This is a genomic window from Pontibacter brevis (genome assembly GCF_054779655.1).
On the sequence record NZ_BAAGXV010000066.1, the window covers coordinates 1 to 13,404 of the forward strand.

The window sequence follows — 13,404 nt, forward strand, 5'->3', positions numbered from 1 at the left end:
AAGGCGATATCTTCTCCCACTGTTCGTCAGTTAACTCGTATCGTCTCATGACTTACTAACAAGCTAACAGGGTCTTTCGTTTGATTCATCAGACACAGCCTAAACAGCTCCTCATCCAGAGAAGAGGAAATTGATTACGCTGGCACTACAGAATACCGGCAGCATGAGCCCTTAAAATTTGCGAATAACTACGTAAGTTTTCTGGCTGGGGCAGGAACTTGGTATCTTGTCGGAAGCAAAAAACGGATTCTGGCGGAGTTAAGGTATGAAAGAGGAAGTCGCATTCACAGTAGTGTAAACAGTCACGCATTTCTGTACTCTGACCTGCACAGTTTCTCTTTCCTGGTTGGATTGTCTATCTAACTTAATGCTACCAATCGTAGGTTAAAGCAGGTTATAGCTATAGCAGCAATACCACTACGGCTATTTACATAACTGGAAGTAAACACCATGGCACTGCTGTGGTCTTGTTAAGAGGCAAGGGAGTACAGAGATGCGGAGCCTGCAGCTGCTACACCTCCTTTGGCTTGTACGGCTTCAGCTTCTCTTTCTGGATGAGTTGTTTCTCCAGTAATTGTTGTACTTCCGGTTTATTGTAATCTTCTACTGATTTAATGTGCTTCATCACCTTTTTCATGATTTTGTCCTGCTTCAGACCTGTTTCCATGGCATAGGAATAGGGCAGGTCGGTGAACGTGACCATGGAGTAGAGCGGTATCCACTTGTCGGGGTACTGCTCTGAGAGTTTACCTTCTATCTTTTTGCGGAGCAGAAAGCGTGGGCTGGCTACCTTATCGCGCATCTCAATAAAGTTCATCACGGCCAGGTCGGCAATGGCATCGGCATTGGGCTTGCGGCGGCGCTCAAACTTATGAAACAGCTCCTCCCAGTTTTCCCCGTCGAAGCTGTCGAGCATCTGGTCCAGTACTGTGATGTCTTCAAAGCCGGCATTCATACCCTGCCCGTAGAACGGTACCACAGCATGGCTGGCATCACCTATCAGCAAAGACTTGCCCTCATAGCTCCACGGAAAGCACTTCACCGTTACCAGCGAGCCGACAGGGTTTTCAAAGTATTCGTTTACAAGCCCTGGCATCAGAGGCACGGCATCCGGGAACACCTCATTGAAAAAGCGTAATAAGTCAGCCTCTGTTTTAATGCTGGCAAAAGAGCGCTCACCTTCGTAGGGAAAGAAAAGTGTGCAGGTAAAGCTGCCGTCGATGTTGGGCAGGGCAATCATCATGTAATTGCCGCGTGGCCAGATGTGCAGCGCGTTCTTTTCTATTGCCCAGCCACCTTCCGCTGTGGCTGGTATGGTGAGTTCTTTATAGCCATACTCCAGGTAATGCTGCTCATAGTTGAAGCGCTCGGTTTTCTGCATCGCGCCCCGCACCACCGAGAAAGCGCCATCGGCTCCAAAAAGCAGGTCTGGCTGTATGGTTTCAGTTTCGCCGGTTTCCACATTGCGCAGCTGCACCTCGTTTGTGCGCAGGTTCACATCCACAGCCTGCCTGCTGAAGTGGTAGGTAATGTCCGGGTTCGGCTCCGAGAGGTTCATCAGCGCCATATTCAAGCCGCCCCTGGACACAGAGTAGATAGCCTGTCCCTCTTTGCCGTAGGGCTGATAGGTCAGGTTGCCCTGCTCGTCGTGCATCACGCGGCGGCGCATGGGTATGGCTACTTTGCGCACTTCCTCCTCTATGCCAATGCCTTTGAGGGCACGCCAGCCACGGTCGCTGAGGGCAAGGTTGATGGAGCGGCCGCCATCCACTACAGTCGTACGCAGGTCCGGGCGGCGCTCGTAGAGGTCTACCTTGTGGCCACGCTTGGCCAGGTACAGCGACAGCAACGAGCCTACCAAACCGGCTCCCATGATGGCAATGTTCTTCTTCTCGGTCATATTTAATGCAGGGCCCACGGCCGCTTGACGACGTAAAGTAACGGCTTCCGGCCCGGATTGGCAAAAACGCTACCCTTTCACATTCCGGAAGGTAAGGTTGATGCGTGGTTGTACGGGGTGTTTGGTCTTGGGGATATGGTGCAGCCAGTAGTATTGCGTAGGCCCCTGCATCAGCAGTAGGCTGCCGTGCGTGAGGGGAATAGTTACCGTTTTCAGGTCTTTGCGGGTGCGGTGCTTTAAGCTGAACCGGCGCTCACCGCCAAAGCTTAAGCTGGCAATAGCCGGCTCCTTTCCCAGTTCCGCTTCATCATCGGCGTGCCAGCCCATGCTGTCGTTGCCGCTGCGGTAGAAGTTGAGGAGCACACTGTTGTACTCCTGCCCTGTAACTTCCTGCACCCGCTCCCTGAGGCTTTGCAGCACGGGCACCCACGGCTGGGGCTTATTGTACAGGCCGGAATATGTGTACCCCTTGTCGCCGTACCAGGCGGTAAGGCGCGGCACTGGCAGTTGTTTCCCAAACATCCTGATGCTTTCCTGCTTCCAACTGATTTGTCCCTGCAACTCCTGAAAGTATACGTTGCTTTCCTCAGGGCTTAGAAAGTGAGGCTCAAAATAAACTTCAGCATCGGGCAGAGCTAATTCTTGCAAATCGATAGCGGTTAATGTGTTTCAGATAAGTAGCAGAAAAACAACACGTGTGTTTCATGCTGTTGTCTGTTATTGAATCTCATCAGGTGTCTGATCAGGTTCAGGTATTGTGCGTCCGCTCTTTCTACGTTCCAGGTCCAGCATATTGATCACTTTTGTAGCAGTTACTCCATGCAGTACGATAGACACCATAACAATGAACGCAACAACAGACCATAGTTCATTTGCCTCCGGCAGCCCTACTTTATCTAAGGCAAAAGAAAGGTAAAAGAAGGAGCCTATGCCCCGGATACCAAAAAAGCAGACCGCCATTTTCTCCTTCAACGTAGAGTAAGTTCCCAGCATGCTTGGCAGAGCAGTAATAGGCCTGATTAAGAACAGGAAAATAATACCTATCAATGCCCCCTGCCAGGTGAGATAGTCTAAAATACCTGTCACAAGGCTGCCTCCGAACAGCACCAGCAGTATCACCATCGTGATACGCTCCACCTGGTTCACAAAATCGTGCATCTCCACATTATATTCACTTTCTTCTTCAAAGTTACTAACGGTAAGCCCGGCCACAAATACAGCGATAAAGCCATAGCCATGCAACAGTTCGGTTATGCCGTAGGTGGCCAATGTAGCAGAAAGCGACAGGAAGCCATGCTGTGCTTTAGGAAAGTTTGTCTTTTTAGGAAGACTGAAAATCAGGTAGGCCAATGCGCGCCCTATCAGGTAACCGGCTCCTGCACCTACCACTATCCTGTACACCAGGTCCCGTAACAGCCAGCCCGTAAACCAGTCACTACCTGTTCCTGCTGATATGGCCAGCACAACAGCCAGCCAGGTGAAAGGGAAAGCTGAGCCATCATTCAGCCCTGCCTCCGCCGTAAGCGAAAAGCGCACTACATCCTCCTCCTCATCATTCGGAGGGCCCACCTGCACCTGTTCTGCCAGCACGGGGTCAGTAGGAGCCATTACGGCACCAAGTAAAACAGCACCTGCCACAGAAAAGCCAAGTACGCTCCACCCTAAAAATGCAATGGCCGCAATGCTTAGCAACATGGTGATGCTGACCAACCGAAGCGGAATACGCCACCGCTTAAAGCCAAACTTCCGCCTTATTTTAAGGCCTGTACCCATCAGGGAAATGATAACACTGAGTTCCGTAATACGCACCACATAATCTTCCCGCCAGATTGGGTCGGGTGAAGGCAAGCCTAATGGCAGCAGGTAGATAACTATGCCCAGCAACAAGTATACAATGGGGTATGAAAAAGGAGTTTTCTCCATCAGGGTCGGAACCCAGGTCATAGAGAGCGCCGCCAGCCCTATCACGGTCATGGCTATAATATAATCATCCATCAGATATCTTCTTTAGTACAGCAATCCGCAGCAGTGCATCGCCGCCTGATACAAATAGGCATACATACGTAATCTGATTAGTGTTGCCGTCGTAAACGAATGAACATGTGAGCACCCGGGTTGTTATTACTTTCTACTACACCTGAAGTGGCTACAAAAGGCAACCTGTTTAACCCGTTTCGGAAGAGGAACCGATGTGGCGGCGTATGCCAAACCAGATTAGCATTACACCTGGTTCTATACCTATCTTTAACTCTGTAAACACTAATTCAGCACAAATTTGGAAGCAATAGAAAGATTTTTAGTTGCCTTTAGTGACACCGCCTGGGGCCTTCCCCTGCTTATTTTACTTATGGGTGGAGGGGCCTTTTTTATGTTATACTCCCGGTTTCTGCCATTCCGTTACCTGGGGCATTCCTTAAACGTGCTGCGCGGTAAATACGACGACCCGAACGACCCCGGCGACATCAACCACTTCGAGGCCCTGTCCAGCGCACTCGCTGCCACAGTAGGCATGGGCAACATCAGCGGGGTGGCGGTTGCCATAACCACAGGAGGGCCAGGGGTACTGTTCTGGATGTGGGTGAGTGCTTTTGTTGGCATGGCCACCAAGTTTTTCACCTGCTCGCTGGCTGTAATGTACCGTGGCAAAGACAGCAACGGCCACGTAGAAGGCGGCCCCATGTACGTCGTGCAGGAAGGCCTTGGAAAGAAGTGGAAGCCTCTGGCGGTTTTCTTTTGTGTGGCTGGCTTGTTTGGTGCCCTGCCCATTTTCCAGGCAAACCAACTGACACAGGTTATTCGCGAAGTGGTACTGGTGCCGAACGGCCTGGGCTCCACCGACACTTTTTACTCTGACCTTATCACAGGGCTGACATTGGTGCTGATTACGTCGCTGGTTATTTTCGGAGGAATAAAGCGCATCGGGCAAGTAGCAGGCAAGATGGTGCCGAGTATGGTGGTGCTGTACATGCTTGCTGTCTTTTACATCATGTTTGCCAACTACACCAGCATTCCGGGTGCCTTTGCCATGATTTTTGAAGACGCATTTACGGCCGAGGCCATGTTGGGCGGGGCAGTTGGCGCCATTATTATTGCCGGTGCCCGTAGGGCCGCCTTCTCGAATGAGGCTGGTATCGGCACAGCCTCCATGATGCACGGTGCAGCCAAAACCAACGAACCCATTCGTGAGGGATTGGTTGCTATGCTCGGGCCACTCATCGATACGCTGGTGGTGTGCACGCTCACAGGAGTGGCCATTATCGTGACCGGCACCTGGGACGACTCACAGACGAACGGTGTCACGGTAACAGCAGCTGCTTTTGAAGATGCTATGCCGGGTTTCGGAAGCTATATCCTGGTGCTGTGCGTGCTGATTTTTGCCTTTACTTCACTCTTCTCCTACTCCTACTACGGCACCAAATGCTTCGGCTTTCTATTTGGGGCGAAGTATAAATACTACTACAACTATTTTTATGTATTCACCATTGTGCTGGGTGCCACCGCTTCAATTACTGCTGTTATCAGCCTCATAGATGGCATGTATGCCATGATGGCCATTCCGACCATGACCTCTGCCCTACTCCTTTCACCCAAAGTAATGGCAGCGGCCAAGGATTATTTCAGGCGGATGAGGAAATTCCGGGAAGAGGAAATGAAGGTATAATTACTGCCCTCCCCCCCGCAGGCTTTCGTGCAGGATCTCAGAGAAGCGGTACACCTCCTCAAAGCTGTTGTAGAACGGCGTAGGAGCCACCCGGATTACATTTGGCTCCCGGTAGTCCACGATAATACCAGCTTCCATCAGCCTGTCGAACAGCTGCCGTGAGTTCTGCTTTACCAGCATCGATATCTGGCAGCCGCGGGCCTGCGGGTTGCGCGGCGTAATCATCTCCAGCACGTCCTCTCCCACCGGCACATCATCAATCAGGTACTCGAGGTAACCTGTCAGTTTCTCGCTTTTAGCGCGAAGGTTTTCCATGCCTGCTTCGTCGAACAGTTCCAGCGAAGCGCGGTGTACCGCCATCGGCAGAATCTGCCCGTTGCTCAGTTGCCAGCCCGGTGCCCCCTCCATCGGCTTAAAGCCTTTCTTCATCTGGAAGCGCTCTCTTGCATCGTGACCCCACCAGCCGGCAAAGCGGGGGATGCTGGGGTCATTGCCAAACCGTTCGTGCACATAGACCCCCGATGTGCCACCCGGGCCGGAGTTCATGTATTTGTAAGTGCACCACACAGCAAAATCCACATCCCAGTCGTGCAGCCGCAGGGGTACATTACCGGCAGCATGCGCCAGGTCAAAGCCTACAAAAGCGCCCGCTTCATGGCCTGCCTTTGTAATAGCTTCCATGTCGAACACCTGCCCGGTATAGTAGTTGATACCACCCATCATCACCAAAGCCAGCCCGTCGGCATGCTCTTTTATGCTTGCCAGAATATCTTCTGTTCGCAGCGTGTGCTCTCCCTCTCTCGGAAAGAGCTCTACTACCGCTTCGTCCGGGTTATAGCCGTGGAATTTGGTTTGCGTCTCTAAAGCATACTGGTCAGATGGGAAAGCGCCTCCTTCTGTGATGATTTTAAACCTCCTGCCCTGTGGCCTGTAAAAGGAGACCAACATGAGGTGCAGGTTCACCGTCAGTTGGTTCATGACCACCACCTCGCTTTCTTTGGCACCCACCACACGGGCAGTGCCACCGGTCAGAAGCTCATGGTAGCTAAACCAAGGCTCCTCCCCTTTAAAATGACCTTCCACCGCCAGGTTTGCCCACTTGTACATTTCATTATCAATGTACATCTGTGCCGACTTCGGCTGCAGCCCCAGGGAATTGCCACAGAGGTAGATGGCATCCTGCTTGTTTACCTGCGGAAAGTAAAAACGGTCTTTGAAATGCTTTAACGGGTCCTGCTGGTCCTGCTCTTGTGCGAAGGCAAGGGTGTTCTGGTAGTTCATGCAGTGTGTTTTATAAGTAAGCTGTTTTACGCAGCTATTGTTTTCTGAATGCTGCTAATATAAGGAAATGCCTGCTGAGTTACGAGAAGGAATGGCTATTGTGGCAGACGCTCGCAGGAGCTGCGCATCCTGCGAGCTTCTTTGGGGCAGGCGTCATTTAGCAAAACTTTACTGAAGTTGAAGATCGACTGAGATGAACAGAAAAGATGCAACAGCAGCTTACAAAGCAGTAGTTACAGAAGACTCCCCGCCTTGGACAAGGAGGGGTTAGGGGTGGTTTGAACCGGGAAAGCAGAAATGGGAATGAGAACCCTTCTCAGCAGTTGATGTTGTTGGTGAAAAACACACAACAACGGCAGCGTGAATTGCAGCATGCATTTTAACTTATCGGCATCGAAACCGGGGGGGTGAAAAATTTAACTCAAGAGTCTTCATACCTAAAAGCACTTAAACTAAATATTCTCCTCCGCTTTCGTAGCAGGCGCAGCATTCTCCTTCACAAACTGCTCCTTCTTCAGATGCAGCCACTCCAGGGCGGTGCCGTGCAGCATACGGTCTTTGGTAGCACGGTCGTAGGGCATGGATTCAATGAGTTTGCCGGGCTCCAGCTCGCCAAGCGGGAAAGGATAGTCGGTGCCGAGGGCAATGCTGTTGGCGCCCACTAAATCAACCAGATACTCCAGTACACGCGGCTCATGCACCAACGAATCGAAGTAAAACTTACCCAGGTACTCGCGCGGGTTCACGTTGTTATCGACAGCACAAAGGTCCGGGCGCACTTCGAAGCCGTGGGCAATGCGGCCGATGGTAGCAGGAAAGGCGCCTCCGCCATGGGCAAACGCCACGCGCAGTTTGGGTAGTCGCTCAAACACTCCTCCAAAAATCATGGAACAAATGGCTAAGCTTGTTTCGGCAGGCATGCCCACCAGCCACGGCAGCCAGTATTTGCTCATCTTCTTTTTGCCGTACATGTCCCAGGGGTGCACGAAAACAGCGGCACCCAACTCCTCTGCCGCCTGAAAAACCGGGAAAAGAAAGGGGGAATCCAAATTATGCTCGTTAATGTGTGTGCCGATTTGCACGCCTGCCAGGCCCAGTTCTTTCACGCAACGCTCCAGCTCCTTTACCGCCAGGTCAGGTGCCTGCATCGGCAGGGTGCCCAAGCCCACAAAGCGGTCCGGGTAATCTGCCACAACACCTGCTATATGGTCGTTCAGCATTTGGGAAAGGTCGTAGGTGTGCTCCGGTTTGGCCCAGTAATTAAACATCACCGGCACAGTACTCAACACCTGCACCCCCACCTGGTGCAGGCTGCACTCGTGCATGCGCACCTTTGGGTCCCAGCAGTTATCATGTATTTCGCGGAAGAACTTATCGTCCATCATCATGCGGGCACAGCAGGGCTTGTGGTGCTCTAGCCTTATGAAGCCGCCGTAGCCGTAACAATCCCGCAGGTCCGGCCACGTGCGCGGCAGAATATGGGTGTGGATGTCGACCTTAAACAGGTTGGCACCACCAGCAGGAGCAGCGTGAGGCGTTTTCTTTTGCATGTGAACGAACAGAGTGAAAGTGACCTGAATACCAACCACGCGGCAAAGAGCAATTCATCAATATACATGTTTTCTTCTTTCTACGCATGTTTCACAGCAAAAGCTTTCAGCATAAAAGAAGATACGTCTTACAAGCTACCGCTGTGCACTTATCCGCCAGATGGTGTTGCTGGTATCGTCGGCCACAAGCATCGACCCGTCTGGTAGAACCGCAATACCAACCGGACGCCCATATACTTCATCGTCAGCACTATCAGCAAAAAAGCCTGTCAGGAAATCTTCCGGAGGACCAGAAGGCATCCCATTCCGGAAAGGCACGAACACCACCTTATACCCCACCAGCTCTGACCGCCTCCAGGAGCCGTGCTGCCCCACAAATGCACCGTTGTGATATTTCTCCGGAAAAGCAGCTTTATCATAAAAAGCCAGCCCCAGCGAGGCTGAATGCGATACCAGGGGTACATCCGGCACAATGGTCTCCTTTACCAGGTCTGGCCGCTGCCCCAACCATTCGGGGTCTTCATTAGGTCCGAAGTAGGCGTAGGGCCAGCCGTAGAAGCCACCCTCCTGCACACTGGTTAAATAATCAGGCACCAGTTCGTCGCCTAAATCGTCGCGCTCGTTCACCGATGTCCAGAGGGTGTTGGTGCCCGGTGCCCAACCCATGCCCACCGGGTTGCGGAGGCCGCTGGCATACACCCGCTCGCCGGAGCCGTCCGGGTTTATCTCCAGGATATTTGCTCTCCGTTCTTCATACTCCATGCCATGCTCCCCATGGTCGCTCGCCGACCCGACAGCCACATACAGTTTAGTACCGTCCGCGTTAGCGATGATGTTGCGTGTCCAGTGGTTGTTATAGCCTCCGGCCGGCAAGTCCAGTACTTTTTCTCCCTTCGCCTTTATATTCGTCTGACCTGCCTGGTAAGGGTAGCGCCATATACCATCGGTGTTGGCCACATAAAACATGTTGTTTAGTACCAGCATACCGAGCGGCTGGTTTAAATCACTCAGGAACGTTTCCCGCATATCTGGTTGGCCATCCGCGTCGGTGTCTCGGAAAAGCGTAATCCGATTGGCGCTGTTGCCAAGGGCCATCGACTTTGTGATGCCTATGATTTTAGCACCAAGCCGCTTCCAGAAGCCTACCTCTGTGTTCGCTTCTGCTACCAGCACATCGCCGTTCGGGGTCACATACAGCCAACGTGGGTTCTCCAGGCCATCAGCATATTTTGTCACGGTAAGACCTGCGGGTGCTTTTGGTGTACGGCCTTCTTCCCAACCGATGACGTTGCTGAAGTTCCGGCCCGATTCTGTGGCATGTGGCGGAGGCAAGGTTACCTGCTGCCCTGCAGGCGTTTCTACTGTTTTAGGCTGCTCCTGCACCACCGGATGATTTGAATTACATCCGGATAAAAGAACTGTAGCAGTTAGGAAGGATAAGGTAAAGCGAATGCGTTTTTCCATAATAAGTACTCTTGTTTGATACTTACTAAAGCCAGGCAGGCATGGTTTTGTTTGCCGCTGTACCTAAAGGATTTGATGGACAGGCAATCAGTCCTGGTTCATTCTTTTTCTGTCAACCTGAAAGGATCCTGGTAGAAGGAAGTCAGGCATTTGCGGCTTGCCCACAAGATCCTTTCAGGATGACCAAGGCGGGAAAGCACTGCTTTCTTTCAGAATGAGGAAGGAATAACAGCTATTAAGCTTTACTACCCAAATAAAACACCCTCGCAAGCCTGCTTTATAAAACAGGTTTGCGAGGGTATCTTTTACTTTGTTATAATCTCTTACTTTTTCGCCTCGGCAGGCTGTGCCGGTGGCTGCATTACCTCACCACAGTTGTTGCAGGTGCGGCGCTCTTCGCTCTTCCAGAAGTTGTCCATGATCACTGGCAGCTGCCCTACTATGTCTGTTACATCGGCATACTCCTCATAAAGTTTATTGCCGCAGTTTTCGCAGAACCACAGGAAACCATCCTTCTCTCCTGCTTTGCGGTAGCGCTCCACCACCAGGCCTACGGTATTGGCAGGGCGACGTGGAGAGTGCGGCACGCGTGGAGGCAGCAGGAAGATTTCGCCTTCTTTGATCGGAATATCTACCGGTTTGCCGTCTTCTATTATTTTCAAAACGATGTCGCCTTCCAGTTGGTAGAAGAATTCCTCACCTTCATCGTAATGGTAGTCTTTGCGGGAGTTTGGCCCCCCTACCACCATCACAATAAAATCGTCGTTGCCTTTAAATACCTGTTGGTTGCCTACCGGTGGTTTCAGCAGGTGGCGGTTCTCCTCTATCCAAGCTTTGAAATTGAAGGGTCTTGCTATAGCCATAGTTTTGTATCGTTGTTTGATTTGGTCGATAAATGAAGGTACGCAAAAGAGGTTAAAAATGGCAACTCCAGGAGCAGCAGCTGATTGGCTGCGCAAATTTAAGCTGGTTTTCGTACATTGAGTTTATGAATTTAGACCTGAAGAATAAGCGCGCCATTGTGTGTGGCAGCACCCAGGGCATTGGCAAAGCCATTGCCCTTGAACTGGCAGCACTAGGAGCTAACATTACCTTGGTAGCCCGCAACGAGGATAAGCTGAAAGAAATAGCCAGTGAGCTTGACCAAGCCAATGGGCAACAGCATGACTATGTTGTGGCTGATTTTTCGAACCCGGATGAAGTATACCTGCAGATAAAGGCCTACGTGCAGGAGCAGGATGAGGTGCACATCCTGGTAAACAACACGGGTGGCCCTCCGGGCGGGCCTATCACCGAAGCTAAGCCAGAGGAGTTTCTGAATGCCTTTAACATGCACCTTATCAACAACCACCAACTGGTGCAGGCCGTGGTGCCGCTGATGAAAAAAGCCGGCTACGGGCGCATTATCAACATCATCAGCACGTCCGTAAAAGAACCGATTGCAGGCCTGGGCGTATCGAACACCACGCGCGGCGCGGTGGCCAGCTGGGCCAAAACCATGGCCAACGAACTGGGGCAGTTTGGCATCACGGTCAACAATGTACTGCCGGGCTCTACCAAAACAGGCCGCATCTGGTCGCTGGTAGAGAGCAGGGCTGAGAAAGCGGGGCGCAGCAAACAGGAGGTACAGGAAGAAATGGAAGCCGCCATACCTGCCCGCCGCTTTGCCGAACCGGAAGAAGTAGCCGCCGCAGCAGCCTTCCTGGCCACGCCTGCCGCCGCGTATATCAACGGCGTAAGCTTAGCGGTGGATGGAGGCAGGACTGGGAGTATCTGATCCCACCCCTGCTTATTTAACCTCTCCCCAACCCTCTCCTAAAAACAGGAGAGGGGGTTTTTCCTAAGTAGTTAAGCGACATCAGGTATAGCACAGATTAAAATTCTTCTTTGATAAAGTAACTCTACAGAATACCCCCTCCTGTTTTTAGGAGGGGGCAGGGGGAGGTAAAACATGCAAAAGCTTCAGAACTACATCAACGGTCAGCTGATGGCTCCGGTGGCGGGGCAGTATATCGACAATTACAACCCGGCCACTGGCGAGGTGTATTCCCTTATCCCCGACTCCGATGCACAGGACGTGGAGCTGGCAGTGCAGGCGGCACAGGCGGCTTTCCCGGCATGGGCTAAAATGCCTGCTGAAAAGCGGGGACAGCTTTTGATGCGCATCGCAGACCTGATTAACCAATACCATGACCGTTTGGCCGAAGCTGAATCGGTAGACAACGGGAAGCCGTTGAAACTGGCGAAGGCTGTAGATATTCCGCGCGCCAGCAGCAACATGCGTTTCTATGGCACCGCTATCCAGCATTTTGCCTCGGAGGCCCATTATATGGAAGGAACGGAAGCCATGAATTATACTATCCGGCACCCGCATGGCGTGGCAGGCTGTATTTCGCCGTGGAACCTGCCGCTCTACCTGTTCACCTGGAAAATTGCCCCTGCCCTGGCGGCCGGTAATTGTGTGGTGGCAAAACCTTCCGAAGTAACACCTATGACAGCTTACCTGCTGTCAGAGTTGTGCCAGGAGGCAGGGCTGCCAGCGGGAGTGCTGAATATTGTACATGGCTACGGGCATAAAGTAGGCGCGGCCATGGTTGCGCACCCGAAGGTACCGGTTATCTCCTTCACAGGTGGCACCGCAACGGGGCGCTCCATTGCCGCCACGGCAGCGCCCATGTTCAAAAAGCTGTCGCTGGAGTTAGGCGGGAAGAATCCGAACATCATTTTCGCCGACTGCGATTTTAACAATGCACTCCACACTTCCATCCACTCCTCGTTTGCAAACCAGGGACAGATTTGCCTCTGCGGTTCCCGAATCTTTATCGAGCGCCCCCTGTACGAGAAGTTCAGGAATGCTTTTGTGGAAAAGGTAAAGGCCCTGACGGTAGGCGACCCGCTGGAGGACGGCACAAAGCAGGGAGCCGTAGTATCGGAGCAGCACCTGCAAAAAGTATTGTCTTATATTGAACTGGCCAAGCAGGAAGGAGGCACTATCCTGACAGGTGGGCACCAGGTGCAGGTAGCGGGCCGCTGCGCCAAAGGCTGGTTTGTTGCCCCTACCGTTATTGAAGGCCTTCCCTATAACTGCCGCACTAACACTGAGGAAATTTTCGGGCCTGTCGTTACGCTCATTCCTTTCGACACCGAGGAAGAGGTCATCCAATACGCCAACTGCACCGACTACGGCCTCTCCGCTACCATCTGGACACAGCATCTCACCCGTGCCCACCGGGTAGCGCACCAGGTGCACAGCGGCATCATTTGGGTCAACACCTGGCTCCTCCGCGACCTGCGCACACCATTCGGGGGCATGAAGAACTCCGGCGTCGGCCGTGAGGGTGGTTTTGAAGCACTACGCTTCTTTACCGAGCCGCAGAATGTTTGTGTGAAGTTGTAAACATAAAGGACGACCTTTTCTTTTTACAGGCTTTGGCTTGCTCCTGCTGGCCTTCTCTATCCAACTATTTTACTACTCATTGAATAATTTTGCACTTATTAATACTACCAAACTTCCAGTTTGGCACTGCTTGTAAATTATTATCCTTCAC

The 13,404-nt window shown here is 52.1% G+C and carries 10 protein-coding genes; 3 read left to right on the forward strand and 7 right to left on the reverse strand.

Annotated features, from left to right (window positions below; genetic code table 11):
• Nucleotides 1-511: 511 nt before the first annotated feature.
• The 3 genes from ACYVB1_RS14265 to ACYVB1_RS14275 form a co-directional block, all read right to left on the reverse strand.
• Nucleotides 512-1,900, reverse strand: a complete 1,389-nt coding sequence (locus ACYVB1_RS14265) for an FAD-dependent oxidoreductase (protein WP_460924452.1) — start codon at nt 1,898-1,900, stop codon at nt 512-514.
• Nucleotides 1,901-1,969: 69 nt separating this feature from the next.
• Nucleotides 1,970-2,548, reverse strand: coding sequence for an alpha-ketoglutarate-dependent dioxygenase AlkB family protein (locus ACYVB1_RS14270; RefSeq protein ID WP_460924453.1), 579 nt, complete (start codon nt 2,546-2,548; stop codon nt 1,970-1,972).
• 69 nt (nt 2,549-2,617) lie between these two features.
• Nucleotides 2,618-3,895, reverse strand: coding sequence for a cation:proton antiporter (locus ACYVB1_RS14275; protein WP_460924454.1), 1,278 nt, complete (start codon nt 3,893-3,895; stop codon nt 2,618-2,620).
• 289 nt (nt 3,896-4,184) lie between these two features.
• Between ACYVB1_RS14275 and ACYVB1_RS14280 the strand changes: the two genes are divergently transcribed.
• Nucleotides 4,185-5,561, forward strand: coding sequence for an alanine/glycine:cation symporter family protein (locus tag ACYVB1_RS14280; RefSeq protein WP_460924472.1), 1,377 nt, complete (start codon nt 4,185-4,187; stop codon nt 5,559-5,561).
• Here the strand turns inward: ACYVB1_RS14280 and kynU are convergent, their stop codons facing one another.
• From kynU to ACYVB1_RS14300, 4 genes are all read right to left on the reverse strand, one after another.
• Nucleotides 5,562-6,842, reverse strand: a complete 1,281-nt coding sequence (kynU, locus tag ACYVB1_RS14285) for a kynureninase (protein ID WP_460924455.1) — start codon at nt 6,840-6,842, stop codon at nt 5,562-5,564.
• A 452-nt stretch (nt 6,843-7,294) separates the two neighbouring features.
• Nucleotides 7,295-8,392, reverse strand: coding sequence for an amidohydrolase family protein (locus tag ACYVB1_RS14290; RefSeq protein WP_460924456.1), 1,098 nt, complete (start codon nt 8,390-8,392; stop codon nt 7,295-7,297).
• Between the two features lie 135 nt (nt 8,393-8,527).
• Nucleotides 8,528-9,856, reverse strand: coding sequence for a PQQ-dependent sugar dehydrogenase (locus ACYVB1_RS14295; protein WP_460924457.1), 1,329 nt, complete (start codon nt 9,854-9,856; stop codon nt 8,528-8,530).
• Nucleotides 9,857-10,179: 323 nt separating this feature from the next.
• The gene (locus tag ACYVB1_RS14300) at nt 10,180-10,719 is read right to left on the reverse strand and encodes a 3-hydroxyanthranilate 3,4-dioxygenase (protein ID WP_460924458.1); all 540 of its coding nucleotides are present in this window, start codon (nt 10,717-10,719) and stop codon (nt 10,180-10,182) included.
• A gap of 125 nt (nt 10,720-10,844) precedes the next feature.
• On the opposite strand from ACYVB1_RS14300, the gene ACYVB1_RS14305 reads away from it, so the two are divergent.
• Both ACYVB1_RS14305 and ACYVB1_RS14310 read left to right on the forward strand, forming a co-directional pair.
• Nucleotides 10,845-11,633 (forward strand): SDR family oxidoreductase, encoded by a 789-nt coding sequence (locus ACYVB1_RS14305; RefSeq protein ID WP_460924459.1) that lies wholly within the window; start codon nt 10,845-10,847, stop codon nt 11,631-11,633.
• 174 nt (nt 11,634-11,807) lie between these two features.
• A complete protein-coding gene (locus ACYVB1_RS14310) occupies nt 11,808-13,253 on the forward strand; it encodes an aldehyde dehydrogenase (RefSeq protein WP_460924460.1) in 1,446 nt (481 codons plus the stop codon).
• Nucleotides 13,254-13,404: the final 151 nt, after the last annotated feature.

Bases quoted from the DNA above. Each gene is read 5' to 3' on its own strand.
- ACYVB1_RS14305 (WP_460924459.1), top strand. From the start codon at position 10,845: ATGAATTTAGACCTGAAGAATAAGCGCGCCATTGTGTGTGGCAGCACC.
- kynU (WP_460924455.1), bottom strand. From the start codon at position 6,842: ATGAACTACCAGAACACCCTTGCCTTCGCACAAGAGCAGGACCAGCAG.
- ACYVB1_RS14300 (WP_460924458.1), bottom strand. From the start codon at position 10,719: ATGGCTATAGCAAGACCCTTCAATTTCAAAGCTTGGATAGAGGAGAAC.
- ACYVB1_RS14295 (WP_460924457.1), bottom strand. From the start codon at position 9,856: ATGGAAAAACGCATTCGCTTTACCTTATCCTTCCTAACTGCTACAGTT.
- ACYVB1_RS14275 (WP_460924454.1), bottom strand. From the start codon at position 3,895: ATGGATGATTATATTATAGCCATGACCGTGATAGGGCTGGCGGCGCTC.
- ACYVB1_RS14265 (WP_460924452.1), bottom strand. From the start codon at position 1,900: ATGACCGAGAAGAAGAACATTGCCATCATGGGAGCCGGTTTGGTAGGC.
- ACYVB1_RS14290 (WP_460924456.1), bottom strand. From the start codon at position 8,392: ATGCAAAAGAAAACGCCTCACGCTGCTCCTGCTGGTGGTGCCAACCTG.
- ACYVB1_RS14310 (WP_460924460.1), top strand. From the start codon at position 11,808: ATGCAAAAGCTTCAGAACTACATCAACGGTCAGCTGATGGCTCCGGTG.